At 65.7% G+C, this 18,220-nt stretch carries 9 protein-coding genes and 1 tRNA gene; 2 read left to right on the top strand and 8 right to left on the bottom strand.

Going from position 1 to position 18,220, the window contains the following annotated elements; translation table 11 throughout:
- Positions 1-45: 45 nt before the first annotated feature.
- Positions 46-1,515: an NAD(P)-dependent oxidoreductase gene (locus tag F3W81_RS15685; RefSeq protein ID WP_193080101.1), complete on the bottom strand. Its 1,470-nt coding sequence runs from the start codon at positions 1,513-1,515 to the stop codon at positions 46-48.
- A gap of 217 nt (positions 1,516-1,732) precedes the next feature.
- Here F3W81_RS15685 and F3W81_RS15680 point away from each other — a divergent pair, with 217 nt between their 5' ends.
- Positions 1,733-2,563 (top strand): undecaprenyl-diphosphate phosphatase, encoded by an 831-nt coding sequence (locus F3W81_RS15680; RefSeq protein WP_193080100.1) that lies wholly within the window; start codon positions 1,733-1,735, stop codon positions 2,561-2,563.
- Between the two features lie 90 nt (positions 2,564-2,653).
- Here F3W81_RS15680 and F3W81_RS15675 read toward each other — a convergent pair whose 3' ends face one another.
- The gene (locus F3W81_RS15675) at positions 2,654-3,637 is read right to left on the bottom strand and encodes a complex I NDUFA9 subunit family protein (protein ID WP_193080099.1); all 984 of its coding nucleotides are present in this window, start codon (positions 3,635-3,637) and stop codon (positions 2,654-2,656) included.
- 160 nt (positions 3,638-3,797) lie between these two features.
- On the opposite strand from F3W81_RS15675, the gene F3W81_RS15670 reads away from it, so the two are divergent.
- Positions 3,798-3,883, top strand: a tRNA-Leu gene (locus tag F3W81_RS15670).
- A gap of 190 nt (positions 3,884-4,073) precedes the next feature.
- On the opposite strand, the gene F3W81_RS21040 is transcribed toward F3W81_RS15670, so the two are convergent.
- The 6 genes from F3W81_RS21040 to F3W81_RS15640 form a co-directional block, all read right to left on the bottom strand.
- On the bottom strand, positions 4,074-12,494 hold the full coding sequence (locus F3W81_RS21040; protein ID WP_264298872.1) for a GH36-type glycosyl hydrolase domain-containing protein: 8,421 nt from the start codon (positions 12,492-12,494) through the stop codon (positions 4,074-4,076).
- A 192-nt stretch (positions 12,495-12,686) separates the two neighbouring features.
- Positions 12,687-13,034, bottom strand: coding sequence for a nuclear transport factor 2 family protein (locus tag F3W81_RS15660; protein ID WP_193080095.1), 348 nt, complete (start codon positions 13,032-13,034; stop codon positions 12,687-12,689).
- A gap of 79 nt (positions 13,035-13,113) precedes the next feature.
- Positions 13,114-14,298: an acetate/propionate family kinase gene (locus F3W81_RS15655; RefSeq protein WP_193080093.1), complete on the bottom strand. Its 1,185-nt coding sequence runs from the start codon at positions 14,296-14,298 to the stop codon at positions 13,114-13,116.
- Positions 14,295-15,698 (bottom strand): bifunctional enoyl-CoA hydratase/phosphate acetyltransferase, encoded by a 1,404-nt coding sequence (locus F3W81_RS15650; protein WP_193080091.1) that lies wholly within the window; start codon positions 15,696-15,698, stop codon positions 14,295-14,297. Before F3W81_RS15650 ends, F3W81_RS15655 begins: the two co-directional genes overlap by 4 nt.
- A complete protein-coding gene (gene fabI / locus F3W81_RS15645) occupies positions 15,685-16,449 on the bottom strand; it encodes an enoyl-ACP reductase FabI (RefSeq protein WP_226941711.1) in 765 nt (254 codons plus the stop codon). The genes F3W81_RS15650 and fabI overlap by 14 nt, the downstream gene beginning before the upstream one ends.
- On the bottom strand, positions 16,446-18,194 hold the full coding sequence (locus F3W81_RS15640; RefSeq protein WP_226941710.1) for a PHA/PHB synthase family protein: 1,749 nt from the start codon (positions 18,192-18,194) through the stop codon (positions 16,446-16,448). The genes fabI and F3W81_RS15640 overlap by 4 nt, the downstream gene beginning before the upstream one ends.
- Positions 18,195-18,220: the final 26 nt, after the last annotated feature.

Genomic DNA, 18,220 nt, shown 5'->3' with positions numbered 1-18,220 from the left:
TTCAGTGTGTTAAGAAACGGGTTGCCCCATCCCTCAGCCGCAGTGTCACTCAGCCGCAATCGCATCGGCGGTTTGCAGGTCTTCCAGGATCGCCGCAGCGCAGTCGCGCCCGTCACGAATGGCCCAGACGACAAGGCTTGCGCCGCGCACGATATCGCCCACCGCATAAACCCCGTCGAGGCTGGTCCGACCCGAGCCGAACTCGGCCCGCACGGTGCCCCAGCGGGTCACGTCCAGACCTTCGGTGTTCCACAGTTTCGGAAGATCTTCGGGTTCAAAGCCAAGCGCCTTGATCACCAGATCCGCGTCCTCGGTATAGTCGCTGCCGTCGATCACTTCGGGGCTCTGGCGGCCGCTGGTGTCGGGCGCGCCGAGGCGCATCCGCTGGACCGTGGCGCCCCGGACGATGCCGGAGGCCGCGCCTGCACCCTCGGGTTCGATGACCCCGGTGGTGAATCCGACGGGGGCGGAAAGCCAAACGAATTCAACGCCTTCTTCTTCGGCATTGGCAACTTCGCGCTGCGAGCCCGGCATGTTGGCCCGGTCACGACGATAGAGGCATTTGACGCTCTCGGCACCCTGACGGATGGCGGTGCGCACGCAGTCCATGGCCGTATCGCCACCACCGATGACGACGACTTTCTTGCCCGCCGCGTTCAGCTCTCCGGTTGCGAATTCTTCGACATAATCGCCAAAGCTGACCTTGTTCGAGGCGGTCAGGTAATCAATCGCGCGCACGATGCCTTCGGCACCTGCGTTCTCGCCCGACAGTTCGCGCGTCTTGTAGACGCCCGTCGCGATCAGCACCGCGTCATGCTTGCCACGAATGGCGTCAAAGCTGAGGTCTTCGCCGACATTGCAGTTCAGCACGAACTCGACGCCGCCCTGTTCCAGCTGGTCGATGCGACGCATGACGATGTCTTTCTCCAGCTTGAAGCTGGGGATGCCATAGGTCATCAGCCCGCCGGCGCGGTCATAGCGGTCATAGACCGTCACCTGAATCCCGGCCTGACGCAGCATGTCGGCAGCGGCCAGACCACCGGGGCCTGCGCCAATGATTCCAACGCTTTCCTCGCGCTCGATCTCCGGGCGGACGGGTTTGACCCAGCCCTTCTCCCAGGCGGTATCGGTGATGTATTTCTCGACAGCGCCGATGGTCACAGTGCCGTGGCCGGACTGTTCGATGACGCAATTGCCCTCACACAGGCGATCTTGCGGGCAGATGCGGCCGCAGATCTCGGGAAAGGTGTTGGTCGCCTGAGAGATCGCGTATGCTTCCTCCAGACGGTTGGTCGCGGTCAGTTGCAGCCAGTCGGGGATATTGTTGTGCAACGGACAGTGACTTTGGCAATACGGAACACCGCACTGACTGCACCGGCTGGCTTGCTCTTCGGCTTTCGCGGCGGCAAACTCAGAATAGATCTCATTGAAATCGTGTGCGCGAATACCCGCGTCACGTTTTTCCGGCATATCCCGGTCAACGGTCACGAATTTCAGCATCGGTTGCTTCGCCACGGCCTAGCTCCTTTACGCGTCTGTCCCGAGGAGTTTTAAGCGATCGCGAAAAAGAATAAAAGTCATAAAGACTGACCTATAATGCCACTTTTATGCAAGAAATCGAACGCACCCCTGATGATGTGTTGATTTTTATGTCGCAAAGCGGACCTATATTGTATCTATACAATTATAACAACACGTTACACAGACGCCCCTAGAGGAGACACTGCCCCACATGCCTTTGTTCCAACTTCTGCTTCTGGCAATTATCCAGGGCATTACCGAATTTTTACCGATCTCGTCGTCGGGACACCTGATTCTCTTGCCGGGACTGACCGGGATGCAGGACCAGGGGCAGATGATCGACATCGCGGTGCACGTCGGCACTCTCTGCGCGGTCATCGTCTATTTCTGGAGCGACGTGAAAGAAGCCCTGCTCGGCCTGCCGCGTCTGGCCCGGGGCAAGGCTGACACGCCGGGATCGCGACTGGCGCTGCTGCTGATCGTGTCGACCATTCCGGTGATCATCTTCGGCCTGTTCCTGGCGCTGACCGGGCTTGACGACATGCTGCGCTCGGTCGCGGTGATCGGCTGGACCATGCTGATTTTCGGCGTCGTCCTCTATATCGCGGACCGTCGCGGCGACACCGGCAAGACCACCGCGGAATGGAGCATGAAGCACGCCTGGATCCTGGGTCTTTGGCAGGCGGTTGCGCTTATCCCCGGCACGTCGCGGTCCGGCATCACCATCACCGGGGCCCTGTTTGCCGGCTATGAACGCCAGTCTGCCGCCAAGATCTCTATGTTGATGTCGATACCGACGATCATCGCCTCGGCGATTTTTCTGGCGGGCGAAGTGATCGCCACGGCCGATGCTGCCGCCGCGCGTGATGGGGCGATTGCCGCAGTCTTTGCCTTCCTGTCGGCCCTGATCGCCCTGACGCTGATGATGCGGCTGCTGAAATCGGTCAGCTTCACGCCCTACGTGATCTACCGCGTCATTCTGGGGCTGTTCCTGCTGTGGTACGCCTACATCTATGGCGCCTCGATCCCCGAAACAGCCTGACACAAGCACATGATCTGAAACGAGAAAACCCGGCGCCTCACAGCGCCGGGTTTTCTGTATCCGTCAGCGGAGCCTGTGGCCCGCCGGCCCTCAGGCCTTGAGGTTCTTGGCCGAAGCCTTGATCGCCGCGTACTGCCCGGAAGGGCGGAACGGCCAGAGGTAGTCGGGCAGCACGGCTTCCACCGCGACAGGCTCGATCCCCAGATCGGCAAAGGTCTTTTCAGTGCCGCTGACAACATTGTCGACGCGCAGCGAACGCACCTGATCACGCGTCAGCATGCTGTTGTGCAGCAGACCGAGCGAGACCGCCTGCACACCGTCAAGCACAAAGGCCATCAGCTGCCCGACAAAGAAGGGCATGTTCACAACCGCGCGGCGACGCTGGATAACCACCAGCATTTCGCGCAGCAGCTCTGCAAAGCTGCCTTTGTCCGGCCCGCCAAGCTCATAGATCCCGCCGGGAACGGTGCCGAGCACGCCTTTTTCAGCGGCGGCGGCAACGTCATCGACCCAGACCGGCTGGAACTGCGTCGCCCCGCCGAAGATCCCGAGGATCGGCGTGAACTTTGTCATGTCGGCAAAGCGATTGTAGAACTTGTCCTCGGACCCGAAGATCACCGAAGGCCGCAGGATCATCGCGCCGGGCATATGCGCCAGCACAGCCGCTTCGCCTTCGGCCTTGGAGCGGGAATAGGCGCTCTCAGATTCGGTATCTGCGCCGATGGCCGAGATATGGACCATGCGCGCCACACCTTCTTCGGCGGCGATACGGGCGATTCGGCCCGCGCCTTCGACCTGAACGGCATCGAAGTTGTTGCGGCCCTTGGCGTCGAACGTGCCGACGCAATTCACCACGACATCGGCACCGCGCGTCACGGCGCGCACAGAGTCATCATTGCGGATATTGCCGAAGACCGGCTCGACCTGACCGACAACACCGTATGTCCTGACGAATCCGGCCTCATCCGGCCTGCGCCCGACGACACGCACACGCCAGCCCTGCTGCGCCATGCGCAGGGCAACATAACGACCAACAAATCCCGAACCGCCGAAAATTGTGACGAGCTTGGACATAGGGAAGAACCTCCGGCTAGCCATGGTTTTCCTTTTCCTAGACCTCTGAACCCCTCCGGGCAAGGTGATATGGCGCATTGTGTGAAGCTGTTTACGAAAATGCTAAAAAACGTCGTTGACAGTGTTTTGCGTGACCCCTATACGGCCCCTCACGACACCTGCCCAGGTGGCGGAATGGTAGACGCGCTAGCTTCAGGTGCTAGTGTTCGCAAGGACGTGGAGGTTCGAGTCCTCTCCTGGGCACCACTACCCTCTCAAGGGTTTTGGCCAAAGTGTGACGATACCACGTCACACTCAAAGTACCGAAAACACTTATAAATTTGAAATGTAATCGAAGCTTTGCAACGGCCGAAGGCCTTGTTTGCAAGCTTTCGCCTTTGCGATCGCGCGCCCTTTGTCTGAGCGCGCTACCCCGTTTCCCAATCCCGACGTGGCGCTACCGGCTGGCCAGCTGCAAATGCAGCACCAGGCTGTGCGGCTGCCCATCAAGCGGGACCTGCGCTGCGGCTCCAAAGGGCAGATCCTTGCCATCCAGCACCGTATGGGGCGCCGAGTCGCCCTGGGTCACGCGAATCTCTATCTGCGTGCCCGCGACGGTGATCCGCGCGCTGTACCCCGGCCAATCTGTTGGCAGGCAGGGACGCACGCTCAGATGATCGCCGCGCCGGTTGAGCCCGAGAATCCCCTCCACACCCGCGCGCTGCATCCAGGCGCCCGAGCCGGTGTACCAGGTCCAGCCACCGCGCCCGACGTTCGGCGCGACAGAATAGACGTCCGCCGCGATCACATAGGGTTCGACCTTATAGCGCCCGGTCTGCGCCGGGGTCAGCGCGTGGTTGATCGGGTTGAGCGTGGCAAACAGCTCAGCCGCCTTGTCGCCCTGCCCCAGCTCCGTCCAGGCCAGAATCGCCCAGAGGGCGGCGTGGGTGTATTGCCCGCCGTTCTCGCGCAGGCCCGGTGGATAGGCCGCGATATAACCGGGGTCGGGCGTGCCGCCATCAAAGGGCGGCGTGAACAGCAGGGCGAGGCCCTCGTCGCGCCGCATCAGATAGCTGTCAAAGGACTCCATCGCGCGGGCCGCACGCTCAGGGTCCGCCGCCCCTGACAGAACCGCCCAGCTTTGCGCAATCGAATCGATATGGCAGGCCGTGCCGGTTGCCGTGCCCAGCCATGTGCCATCGTCGAAAGTGGCGCGGCGATACCACGCGCCGTCCCAGGCCTCGGTCTCGATTGCCATGCGCAGGGCTTCGGCGTCGATCTTCCAGCGCGCGGCCACCTCGGGCGCACGCGCTTCGACCAGAGGCGCGAAATCCGCCAGCGTGCGCAGCAGGAACCAGCCGAGCCAGACGCTTTCGCCGCGCCCTTCGGCACCGACGCGGTTCATCCCGTCGTTCCAGTCGCCGGCGCCGATCAGCGGCAGCCCCAGCGGGCCCGCCATATCCAGACAGCGGTCGAGGGCCAGAACGCAGTGGTCAAACAGCGTCGCCTCTTCGGCACTGCGATCGGGCAGGAAGAAGGCGTCGTGCTCTCCCGCAGCCAGCGCCGGACCGTCGAGGAAGGCGACCGGTTCGTCCAGTACAGCCGCGTCGCCGGTCGTGGCGACATAGGCCGCAACGGCATGGCCCAGCCAGACCACGTCATCCGAAATCCGGGTGCGCACGCCCTGCCCTGAATGCGGCAACCACCAGTGCTGCACATCGCCTTCACGGAACTGTCGTCCAGCGGCGCGCAGCAGGTGGGCGCGGGTCCGCTCGGGCTGGCTGAAGGTCAGCGCCATGCCGTCCTGCAGCTGATCACGAAAGCCATAGGCCCCGCTGGCCTGATAAAACGCGCTGCGGGCCAGAATGCGGCAGGCGATGGTCTGATAGAGCAGCCAGCCGTTCACCATGATATCCATGGCCCGGTCCGGTGTCTGCACTTGCACCGCGCCGAGCGCCTCTGCCCAATGCGTCTCGACTTCAGCAAAAAGCTGATCGAGGTCGGCGGCATGCAATCGCAACAGCAGCGCCGCTGCCGCCTCTTCCGTCGCGGATTGGCCAAGGAAATGCGTGACTTCGACGCTTTCGCCCGGTGCCAGCGTCACGAGTCGCGTCAGCGCGAGACAGGGATCGAGGCCAGCCCCCGTGCGCCCCGACAGGGTCGCGCCAGAGGTCATGGCAAGCGGCGCACCCCGGCAACAGCCCTGCCCCAGAAACTCGGTCCGGTCGCCGGTCCAGCCGGTGGCCGCGCCGTTCAGATCGGAAAACAGCACCCGCCCCGGAAACGACGTGTTCCACGGATTGCGCGCCAGCAGCGCCGCACCCAGCCGCGCCGTGACGATGAACGGCGCAGATGCTGCGCGCGACGTGCCCATCACGGGCTCAGCATAGGTCGCAACGCTCAGCGTGCGCGCCCGCCCGCCAAGGTTGGTCAGGCGCAGACGAGAGATCTTTACCGGATCTTCCAGCGGTACGAACTGCACCAGATCACAGGCGAGTCCTGCGACCGTGTGCTGAAACCGGCTGTAGCCGAACCCGTGCCGCGCCGTATAGCGCCCGGCATCGCGCAACGGACTGGCAGTGGGCGAGAAAACCTCGCCCGTGTCCTCGTCGCGGATGTAGAAAGCCTCGCCCGCCGGATCGGCGACGGCATCGTTGGACCAGGGTGTCAGCTGGTTGTCGCGGCTGTTTTCGGCCCAGACAAATCCGCTGCCCGTGGCCGAGACCTGAAAGCCGAAGCCCGCATTGGCAATGACATTGATCCAGGGCGCAGGTGTGCTGTCGCCCTCGTCCAGCGTCACGACATATTCGCGCCCGTCGCGGGCAAAGCCGCCCAGTCCGTTGAAGAACTCCAGCCCCTCGCCAGGATCGGCGAGGGCGACTGCGGGCCGCTTGGGATGGCTCGGAGGGTTGAGACGCGGGGCCAAAGCCTGAGGCGCGGCCAGCAGCACCGCCAGCTGATCGCCAATCGCGCCACGCCGCGCCATCAGCACGACACGCGCAACCGAGAGCAACAGGGCCCGAGCCTCCGACGGGATCAGATCGGCGCGCAGCATGGTGACGGTGCCCTTCGCCAGCTCCTGATCGGGGCGCGGGCGGGAATGGCTGCTGCGCAACTGCGTCTCGATGGCCGACTGCAGCTCCTGCGCATAAGAGGCCGGGTGTTCGTTGAGGATCACCAGATCGACAGCCAGCTGCTTCATCCGCCAGTATTCATGGGCCTGCAGCAGGGCGCGCACCTGCGCGACATCCGCAATATCGTCGATCCTTAGCAGCACGATCGGCAGGTCGCCCGAAATCGCCATCGGCCAGAGGCCGGACTGCGGCCCCGCCCCCTGCACCAGCACGTTGGCAGGCGCGCGGAACCGAGCATCGGGGTAGAGCAGCGGCGCGGCAAGGCGCTGAAAATCCGCGGCCTCGCCCGAGGTGATGCCAAGGTGGCGCTGCTGCACCTGCGCCTGTGTCCAGGCCAGGGTGCGGGCACGGTCATGGCTGTTGCGATCGTGGTGGCGGTCGATCAGGTCGATCAGCTCGTCCCGGGTCGCCGCAACCAGCGTCCAGAACATCAGCTGCGCGGTCTTGCCCGGCGCGATCCGCACCCTCTGGCGCAGCGCAAACACCGGGTCCAGCACGGTGCCGAGGCGACCGCTCAGCGGCGCACTGCTACACGGGCACGCGTGACTGGCCCGCTGATCGCGCCCAAGGCAGGCGGCGCGGTCCGTGTCGTATTGCAGCAGCTCGGTCGCCTCGCCATCGACGACGACGAAATGCGCGGCCCAGACAGTGGGCTCGTCCGGTGTGCGGGGTCTGCGCCAGGCGATCAGCGCACCGAACTCGGGCAGGTAATCCGTCTGCACGAACATACGCGCGAAGGCCGGGTGCGCGGCGTCGCTGGCTGGGGTGGTCAACGCCAGCTCGCAATAGGAGGTCACCTCGATCTCGCGATCCCGGCGGGTCATGTTGGTCAGCGACAGGCGGCGCACCTCGGCGTCATCCTCGCCCGAGACAACGACGTCGAGCATCGAGGCGATGCCACCGTCACGGCGCGCAAAAGTCGTATGATCCTCGTGAAACTGCACGTCGCAGGCGTCGGGCGCGTGATCGGCGGCCACAGCGCCAAAGGCCCAGTGCCGGTCGTCGCCAAGGTCGCGCATCTGCAGGATCGCGCCCTGGTCGTCGCGCGTCGCATCGGATTGCCAGCGGGTCACCGCAATCTCGCCCCAACGGCTGTACCCGGCCCCGGAGGCCGTCAGCATCACCGCATAGCGCCCGTTCGACATCAGATGCGTGACCGGCGGGCCTTCCGGCATCCCCTCGATCCGGCGCACCCTCGGCACGTCATCGGCCATCGGCGCTGCGCGCGTCACGGCCTCATCAGCGCGTGGCACGAGGCGGGTGACATCGCGCGGGATCCGCTCCTGCAGCAGCAACTCGCTGGCGGCGATGATCGGCTCGGCGTGGAAGCGGTCACGCATCCGCCCGTCCTGCAGCGCATTGGCGATGGCGACGATGGTCATGCCCTGATGGTGCGCCATATAGCTTTTCACCACGGCGACGTTATCGCCCGGCAACACGCGCGAGGGTGTGAAATCCAGCGCCTCGTGAAAGCCGTAACGCCCCAGAGCGCCGAAACTCTCCAGCAGATCGTAATTGCGCCGCGCCGCGCCGGGGTCGATCATCGCGGCAAGGCCGGTCGCATAGGGCGCGATCACCAGATTGCTGGCCAGCCCCCGCTTCAGCCCCAGCCCCGGCACGCCGAAGTTGGAATACTGATACGTCAGCTCGATATCGCGGGCATTGAAGCCGGATTCCGAAATCCCCCAAGGCACGTTATGCGCCGCTCCGTAGGCCTGCTGGCGCGCCACGACAAGGCGGTTGGTGCGCCCCAGCAGGCTGCCCTCGGCCTCGTGCATCACCAGCGCCGGCATCAGATATTCGAACATCGAGCCGGACCACGACATCAGCCCCGCGCCCCCCGGCAATGGCGTCGCCGCCCGTCCCAGCCGGAACCAGTGGCGCAGCGGCGCATCGCCCTTGGCGACGGCAAACAGGCTGGCCAGCCGCGCCTCGGACGCCAGCAAATCGAAACACCCCGGATCAAGCGCGTTTTCATGGCCGGAATAGCCGATCGACAGCAGCTTGCGCTCAGGATCCAGCAGGAAGGCAAAGTCCATCTCCATCGCCATCGCGCGCGCGGTATGGCCTATCGCACGCAGCTGATCGCTCTGCCCTGCGCGCACACCGCTGTCCATCGCGTCATCGGCGGCATGCGCCTCGATCCCCTGCCGCAGGGCCGTCAGCCAGGATGGCGACGCTGTGTCCAGCGCCTCGGCCTTGGCGGCCAGTCGCTGCATCTGCGCCCAGGACAGCACCGGCGTGGCAAGGCCCGCCGCCAGCGAATCCAGCAGCTCGGCAATCGCCGGATCAGAGGCCGCCGTCAGATCGCCGCGCGCCAGAGTGATGGCATCGGTGAGCCCCGCAACCATCGGCCCCGGCGTGGTATCCTCGGCCCACTCCTCCACCGCATTGGCCAAGGCGATCAGGTGCCCGGCGAGGTTGCCACTGTCGACAGAAGAGACATAGGGCGGGTCCAGTACGCGCAGATCATCGGTGTCGTACCAGTTGTAGAAATGCCCCCGGAAGCGCGGCAAGGTGCGCATTGTGTCCAGCGTCGCCTGCAGCCTCTCGGCGGTCTGGCGCGTCCCGGCCCAGCCGAAATCCCGCGCAACAATGGCCGACAACAGATACAGCCCGATATTGGTGGGCGAGGTCCGGTGCGCCACGGCCTGACGCGGCACCTCCTGCACGTTGTCGGGCGGCAGGTGGTGTTGTTCTGCGGTCACGTAGGTCTCGAAATAGCGCCATGTGCGGCGCGCGATCAGGCGCAGGACATCGGCGTCCTCGCCCCTCAGCGCGGCGTCAGCGGCAGGCTTCGGCGCCCGGCTGACCCTGAGCGCAATCACAGGCGCGGCCAGCCAGAGCACTGCAAACGGCAGGATCAAGGCCCAGGAGGTCGGTGAAACCGCAAAGGCCAGCGCAGCCGCGACCAGACCCAGCAGCATCCCCGGCATCATCCAGCGCACAAAGCCCGCGAAGCCCAGCCGGGCCGAGGCCGAGGCCTGCGCCGCCGTCGTCCACTCCAGCAGGTGCCGCCGCGACACACCCATCCGCCAGAGGGTGCGCACAATCGCATCCGCCATGCGGTCCGCCGTATCGGCAAGAAAGGCAAAGGTCAGCGCGACCTGCAAGGCCGCCAGCGCGATATCGCGGGCCGAGCGGCGCATGTGATTGCGCAGATGCAGCCCCGCCGACAGGCGCGGCATGACGCCCATGACCGCCTGAACCGACGCGGGCAGCGCCAGCGCCACCATCACCATCAGCGTCGCCACCACCGCTGCAGGCCAGGGCAGCATCCACCCCAGCACCAGCGTCGCCAGCGCCATCGGCGCCAGAGCCGAGCGTCGCAACGTGTCCAGCACCTTGATCCGCCCAAGCGCGGGCAGCGCGCCAAGCCACGGCAACAACTGCCAGTCACCCCGGCTCCAGCGATGGGTGCGGCGCGCGGCGATGTCGTAACGATCGGGAAACGCCTCGACCACCTCGATATCCGAGGCAAGACCGGCGCGGGCAAAGATCCCCTCCAGCAGGTCATGGCTCAGCAGGGCGTTCTCGGGCACACGGCCCGCCATCGCCGCCTCGAAAGTGTCGATCTCGTAGATGCCCTTGCCGGTGAAAGACCCCTCGCCGAACAGATCCTGATAGATGTCGGAGGAGGCCGCCGCGTAAGGGTCCATCCCGCCGGGGCCGGAGGTCGCCGCGAGGTAGGCCGAGGCCCTGCGCCCCACCGCGATCTCGGGTGTGACGCGCGGTTGCAGGATCGCATGACCGGCAATGACGCGCTGGCAGAGGGGATCAAACACTGCCCGGTTCAGCGGATGGGCGATCTTGCCGATCAGCCGGATCGCCGCGTCGCGCGGCATCCGCGTGTCGGAATCCAGCGTGATCACATAGCGGACATCCTCCGGCACTGAGGGGCTGAGGCCATCTTCGTCGATATACCCGGTATCCACCGCACCGCGCAGCAGGCGGTTCAGCTCATGCAGCTTGCCGCGCTTGCGCTCCCAGCCCATCCAGACGCCCTCGGCGGGGTTGAACAGACGGCGGCGGTGCAGATGCAGGAACAGCGGGCCCCCCGGCCCCGGCGCATAGGTCCGGTTCAGCGCGGCAATGCCATCGCGCGCCAGCGCCAGCAGCGCCGCGTCCTGCGGCATCTCCTGCTCGGGCGCGTCCTTGCCATCGGTCAGCAGCGCAAAGCTCATGTCGCCACCCGCGCCGGACAGGTGATGCACCTCCAGCGCCTCGATCTGGGCGGTGAGGTCGGCCGCATCGCTCAGCAGAGTCGGCACGACGACCATGGTGCGCAGCGCGCTCGGCACGCCGCCCTCCAGCGCCAGACCGGGCAGCGGCACGGCATGCACCATCCAGCCGACAGCGCGGTCGACAAAGGCCTGCGCCACCGTGCTCGCCGGGATCAGCGCCGCCAGCGCCCAGAGCACCAGCAGACCAACAGGCGCGCCACTGGCCGACAGCGCCAGCCCCGAAACGGCCACGAGCGCCAGCGTCAGCGCAAAGATCGCGCCCGCATAAAGCCGCAGCCCCGGACGATAGCCAAACCGCCGCCAGCGCCCGGGGCGCAGACCAACGCGCGCGGCCAGCGCCGGGCGTCCCTCGGCCAGCAGATGCCAGCCGGGATCGCAGGCACGCCGGTCCGGCTCCGCGTCAGATATCCCCGCCTGCACGGCGCGGGCCGCCTCAATCGCATCGGCGGCAACTTCGGTCTCCGACAGGGTGCCGCGACGGGCAAACCCCTCGACGGCCGTGCGGTACTGATTGCGGCTGGCGAAATCCATCGCGCCGTAGCCCGGATGCAGACGCAGCACCGCATCCACCGGGCTGACGCTTTCAAACAGATCGGCCCAGTCCAGCTCAGAGATCGTGCGCATCGAGGTGATGACATTGCGCACACTGACGTTCGACGCGCCCTGCCGTTCCTGCGCGTGCTGCACCACCAGATCGATCGAACTGCCCTGCCCCTCCAGCCGCTCCTCCAGCCAGCCGAGCGTCGGCGTTGTCACCGGATCACTGTCGCGCAACCGTTTCGCCAGCTGCGAGGCAAAGCCCTCGGGCAGCGCCACATCGGGATAGCAGGCCAGCGCCGCAGACAACCCATTGTGGCTGCGCCCCGGCATCAACACCAGATCTGCCAAGGCGTCGGCCTCCTGACGCATGGTGCGCCCGACGATGATCTGGTTCGACAACCGGCAGAGGTTTTCCACCATGACAATCCGCAAGGTGATCGCCACGGCCCAAAGCTCGCCAATCGTCAGGGGTTGCACGCTCTGATAGGCCTGCAGAAAGCGGCGCAGCGCGACGGCGGTAAAGTGGCTGTCGGTATGGGCGACAAAGGCCCAGACCAGCCCGAAAACACGCGGATACCCGGCAAACGGCCCGGCGGCGAGCTTTGGCAGCAGCCGGTAATAGCCCGGCGGCAGGTCAGTGCGGATCTCGCGGATCTGCGCCTCGACAAGGTGGTAATTGTCCAGCAACCACTCAGCGGCGGGCACCACGGGACGGCCCTCGGCCACCTCGCGGCCACTGGCGCGCCAGGCCGCCAGCAGTGCGGCGGCGTTGTGATCCAGCCTGCGGTGCAGCGAGGGGACGCGCAGGGGCCGGGCCGTGATGCTTTGTGCTGCGGCCAGGCTGATGGCGTGCTGCTCAAGACGCTCAAAGCCGAACAGCTCGGCGCGGACAGGGGCAATATCGGACCAGGGTGTCGTGCCCTCGGAGCCGGTGAAAAACCGATGCAATCCTGCGTTCACGATAGCCACCGGCGCGACGCAAACGGCTCGCCCGCGCGGGCGCGGCATTCAAAGTGGCATTCAGACATAGGGCGTTTCGGCATTTCAGCTTCCTGTTCTGGCAAGCGATGCCGGTGGCCACACGCAAGCCCCGCGCCGCCAAAGGGCGGGGCGGTGTCAGGCGCAGAATGTAAAAGTCGGGCTCGGGCGCGTTCAGACCAACGGGGTCTGCTGGTGCGACAGACGCAGCCAGGTTTCGTCATCCCTGAGGTAGGTCGAGGTGCAGAGCGCCTCGTAGATCGGTTCGCCGCCGCGCTCGGCGGAGACGCGATAGGCCAGCACGGCGATATCACCCTTGCGCGAGACGAAGCGCTCACTGATCACGATGGACTGCCAGCGCTGCGCGACGTCCTTTTCGCGCCAGATCGTATCACCGCTGAGGATGCCGGCCGGATAGGGAAAGACGAAAACGGCGTTCTTGGCGGTCATGCTGCGGGCGCTTTCGGCTCCGTCGGTCCAAAAGCGTTCTTCCAGCCCCCAGAGGGTGGCGTCGGTCGTCATGTGAGGCACCTTTTCCAACTTCAGCGCCTTGGAGAGACGGCGGGTTCCGCTAACTTACCTTTCAGCGCCCGCCTGCGTACTAACCCAGATCAGTGCCGAGGCGATGGGTGGCGGCGGCGATCACCGCCTCCTCATCCGTCGGGATCACCAGCACCGCAACAGCCGACCCCGCCGCGCTGATCCGCGTCGCATTTGCTGCATTGGCCTGCATATCGAGCGTGACACCCAGCCAGCCGAGCCGGTCACAGATCATCGCCCGCACCTCAGCCGAGTTCTCACCAATCCCGGCGGTAAAGACAATCGCATCGAGGCCGTCGATCGCCGCCACCAGCTGCGCCAGCTCTCCGGCGGCACGGTAGCAAAACAGCGCAATCGCCTCACGCGCCTCTGCAGAGTCACTGGCCTGCAGGACGGTCATATCGTTGGTCATCCCCGAGACCCCGGCCAGACCCGATTTCTCATACAGGACATGGCCCACCGCTTCGGCGCTCATCCCCTTTTGCTGCATCAGGTACAGCACCACTCCGGGATCGAGCGCTCCGCACCGCTGCCCCATCATCAGCCCGTCGAGCGCCGTGAACCCCATGCTGGTGGCGACGCTCTGCCGCCCCCGCATCGCGCACATGCTGGCGCCATTGCCCAAGTGTGCCACGATCACGCGCCCCTCGGCCCGCGCGCCCAGCGCCTCGGGCAGACGCCCGGCGATATAGTCATAGGACAGCCCATGAAAGCCATAGCGCAGGATGCCCGCCTCGCTCATCTCGCGCGGCAGGGCAAAGAGCTGGGCGAGCCTGTCCTGTGTGCGATGAAAGCTGGTGTCGAAACACGCGACCTGCGGCAGTTCCGGCGCAAACGCGGCAACCGAGCGGATCGCGTCGAGGTTATGCGGTTGATGCAGCGGCGCCAGCGGCACCAGCGCCTCCAACTCCTCGAGCAAATCCGCGCTGACCTTCGCGGGCCCGGCATGCGCCCGCCCGCCATGCACCACCCGGTGCCCGGCCGAGGTAATGCGCACCCCATTCCCCGCGATCCACGCCAGCAGCAGCGGGATCAGCGCGTCATGGCCAATCTCTGGCGCAATCTGCAACAGATCCGCCTCTGGCACCGCAGCCCCCACGCCATCGCGCGCCGAAAACACCGCCGCCGTGCCGATCCCGGCGACCTTGCCGCGCAGCACCGGCACCAGAGCCCCCGAGGCACCGCCATAAACGGCGAACTTCAGGCTCGACGACCCGGCGTTCAGCACCAGAATCGCCTCGCTCATGCGGAACGCCCAGCGCTGGCGAACAGCTGCGCCAGTGCACAGGAGGCCAGTCGCGACATCGCGCTGTCGGCGCGGCTGGTCAGGATCACCGGCACCCGCGCGCCCAGCACGATCCCCGCCGCATCCGCCCCGGCGAGGTAGATCAGCTGTTTCGCCATCATGTTGGCCGCCTCCAGATCCGGCGCGACCAGAATATCGGCCTGCCCCGCCACGCCCGACACGATCCCCTTGGCCGCAGCGGCCGCGGGCGAGATCGCATTGTCGAACGCCAGCGGCCCGTCGATCACCCCGCCGGTGATCTGACCCCGGTCCGCCATCTTGCACAGCGCCGCCGCATCCAGGGTCGAGGCCATCCTCGGGTTGACCATCTCGACCGCCGACAGGATCGCCACCTTGGGCACCGCGATCCCAAGCGAATGCGCCAGATCGATCGCATTCTGCACAATGTCGCGCTTGGCCCCGAGGTCGGGCGCGATGTTGATCGCCGCATCCGTCACCAGCAGCGGCTTGGGGTATGTCGGCACGTCGAGGACATAGATATGGCTCATCCGCCGCTCGGTCCGCAGGCCAAGCGCGGTGTCGACCACTGCATCCATCAGCTCATCCGTATGCAGCGCCCCCTTCATCAGCGCCCCCACCCGGCCCGCGCGCACCAGCGCGACCGAGGCCGCCGCCGCCGCGTGGCTATGGGGTGCGTCGATTACCTCGATACCGCCCAGATCCAGCCCCGCCGCGCTGGCCGCCGCCTCGATCCTGGCACGCGGGCCGACCAGCACCGGCAGGATCATCCCCTGCCGCGCCGCCTCCAGCGCGCCACTCAGCGACAGCGCATCGCAGGGATGCACCACCGCCGTCGGCAACGGCGGCAGCGCCGCCGTCGCCGCGATCAGCCGGGCGTATTGCGCGCCCTGCGTATGCAGATGCACTTCCGGCAACACCACGCGCGGGCGGCGCACCTTGTCACGCGGCGCAATCACACGCGCCTCGCCCTCAATCACCATCTTGCCGTTCTGGTTGAGACAGGTGCAGGCCAGCGTCAGCCGCCCCTTCGCCTGCTTCTCCGTCACCTCGACGCGCACGACCACTGTATCACCCAAGCCCACCGGCGCCTCGAACCGTAAGCTCTGGTTGAGGAAGATGGTCCCCGGCCCCGGCAGCTCGGTCCCCAGTACGGCCGAGATCAGCGCCCCGCCCCACATGCCATGGGCAATCACCCCATGAAACATGTCCGTCTCGGCATAGGCGGCATCGACATGGGCCGGGTTCACATCCCCCGACATCACCGCGAACAGCTCGATATCCTGCGGCCTCAGCGTCCGGGTCAGGCTGGCACTGTCGCCCACCGAGATCTCGTCATAGGTCTTGTTCTCAATGTATTGCAGGGGCTCAGGCACGGACATGCAGCCCTCCGTCAATATGGACGATCTCGCCCGAAACCTGCCGTGCGCCGTCGCTCGCCAGCATCACCGCCATGGCGCCGACATCTTCAATCGTCACCAGAGATTGCTCGGGCGCACGCGCCCGCGCCGCATCGATCAGCTCATCAAAATGCGCGATGCCCGACCCCGCGCGGGTCTGCAAAGGCCCGGGCGAGATCGCATTCACCCGGATCTGCCGAGGCCCCAGTTCCACGGCGAGCGAGCGCATCGTACCCTCCAGCGCCGCCTTGACCGGCCCCATGATGTTGTAGTGATCAACCACCTTTTCGCCGCCATAATAGGTCATCGTCAGGATCGAGCCGCCACCGCGCATCAGCGGCTCGGCCAGCTTCGCCATGCGGATCAGCGAGTGCACCGAGATATCCATCGCCCGCGCAAACCCGGCCTGAGAGCAGTCGGTGACCCGGCCATGCAGATCCTCCGCCGGACAATAGGCAATCGAATGCACAAGGATATCCAGCCGCCCCCAGCGTTGCCGCACCGCTTCGAAGACGGCCTCCATCTCCCCAGGCGCTTCGACGTCCAGCGGCAGCAACAGCGGCGCGTTGATCGCATCGGCCACCGGCTGCACAAAGGGGTGGGCCTTGTCGTTGACGTAGGTCAGCGCCACCTCGGCCCCGGCATCGGCAAAGGCCTGCGCACAGCCCGCCGCGATCGAGTGCCGGTTCGCCACCCCGACCACCAGCGCGATCTTGTTCTCCAGATCCATCATGCCTGCCTCACATAGGTTCCGGGCGCATCACAGAGCGCCGCATATTTGCCGGACTTGGTGCCCCCCATCGGCGGCAAGTCCCCGGGCGTGCTCGAGCGCGCGTTCAGCCAGTCGACAAAGGCCAGCCACCAAGACCCCTCCTGCGGCTCCGTCGCCGCCAGCCATTCATCGGGATCGCGGAACGGTGCATCCAGCGGCGTCTTCGCGATGCGGAAATGCCGCCCCGCGTGCCCCGGCTCCGACACAATCCCTGCGTTATGCCCGCCGCTGGTCAGCACGAAAGTCACCTCCGTGTCGACAAACAGGTGGATCTTGTAGACCGAGCGCCATGGCGCAACGTGATCATGTTCGGTGCCGACGACGAACATCGGCGCGCGAATGTCACTCACCGCGACCGCCTTGTTCCCGACGTGATAGCGCCCCTCCGTCAGATCGTTGTTGAGGTAGAGCCAGCGCAGATATTCCGAATGCATCCGCGCCGGCATCCGCGTCGCATCGCCGTTCCAGGCCATCAGGTCAAAGTCGTCACCTCGCTGCCCCAGCATGTAATCGCGGATCATCGGCGCCCAGATCAGATCCCGTGCGCGCAGCAGCGCAAAAGCCCCCGACATCTGATCCGAGGTCAGAAAGCCGGTCTGCGCCATCATGTCCTCGATCAGCGTCACCTCTGACTCGCTGATGAACAGCCGCAGCTCTCCCGCGTCGGTAAAGTCGATCTGCGCCGCCAGCAAGCTGACACTGGCCAGCCGGTCATCGCCATCCCGCGCCATCGCCGCCGCGGCAATCGACAGCAGGGTGCCGCCCAGACAATAGCCAACCGCGTGGATCTTTTCCGCCTTGGTGATCGCCTGAACCGCGTCCACCGCCTCGACCACGCCCAGCTGGCGATAGTCCTCCATCCCAAGACCGCGATCTTCGGCGCCGGGGTTTTTCCACGACAGGATAAAGACGCTATATCCCTGCTCTACCAGATACTTGACCAGCGAATTGGTCTGCGACAGGTCGAGGATATAATACTTCATGATCCAGGCCGGCACGATCAGGATCGGCTCGGGTCGCACCGTATCGCTCTGCGGGGTGTACTGGATCAGCTCGATCAGCTCGTTGCGGAACACCACCTTGCCGGGGGTCATGGCGAGAGTCTGGCCAACGGCGAAATGCGGCGGCGTCTGCGATGCCTGCGCGCCCGACTTGCGGCCGATATCCTCGCCCAGGTTTTGCACACCGCGCACCAGGTTCTGGCCCTTTTCAGCAAGCGTCGCTGCGATCACCTCGGGGTTGGTCGCCGGAAAATTCGACGGCGCGGCAGCATCGACCACAAGCCCCGTGGTAAAGGCCATCAGCTTTTCATGGGCCGGGGTGACGCCATGCACGCCGGTCACGACCTCCTGCCACCAGCGCCAAGCCTGCTGATGCGACTGCGCCCAGATGTTGAAGGGATAGGCCTGCCACCCCTCGCCTGCAAATCGGGCATCCGGGGCGGCGTCGCCCGCCGCGCCCCTAAAGGCCTGCGCCGCGAGCGCCTGCGTATCGCGCAGAGATTTCTCCATCAGTTGCAATTGCTTGCCCGGTGACACGGCCATATGCACGGCCCAGTCCATCCAGGCTTCGCCGAACATCGACGGCGCCAGCCCCGAGGTCGCCCTGGCCACGCCCGCATGCACCACCCGGTCGATCTCGGCATAGACCGAGGGCTGTTCCGGCACCGGCAAAGCGGCGGTCTTAACTGTCTTGAGCGGATCCAAACGGCGTCTCCCTTGATGGATGGCGT

Origin of the sequence: Pseudooceanicola spongiae (genome assembly GCF_014899185.1) — a bacterium.
GTDB lineage: Bacteria > Pseudomonadota > Alphaproteobacteria > Rhodobacterales > Rhodobacteraceae > Pseudooceanicola > Pseudooceanicola spongiae.
This window is presented reverse-complemented; position numbering and strand designations above follow the sequence as displayed.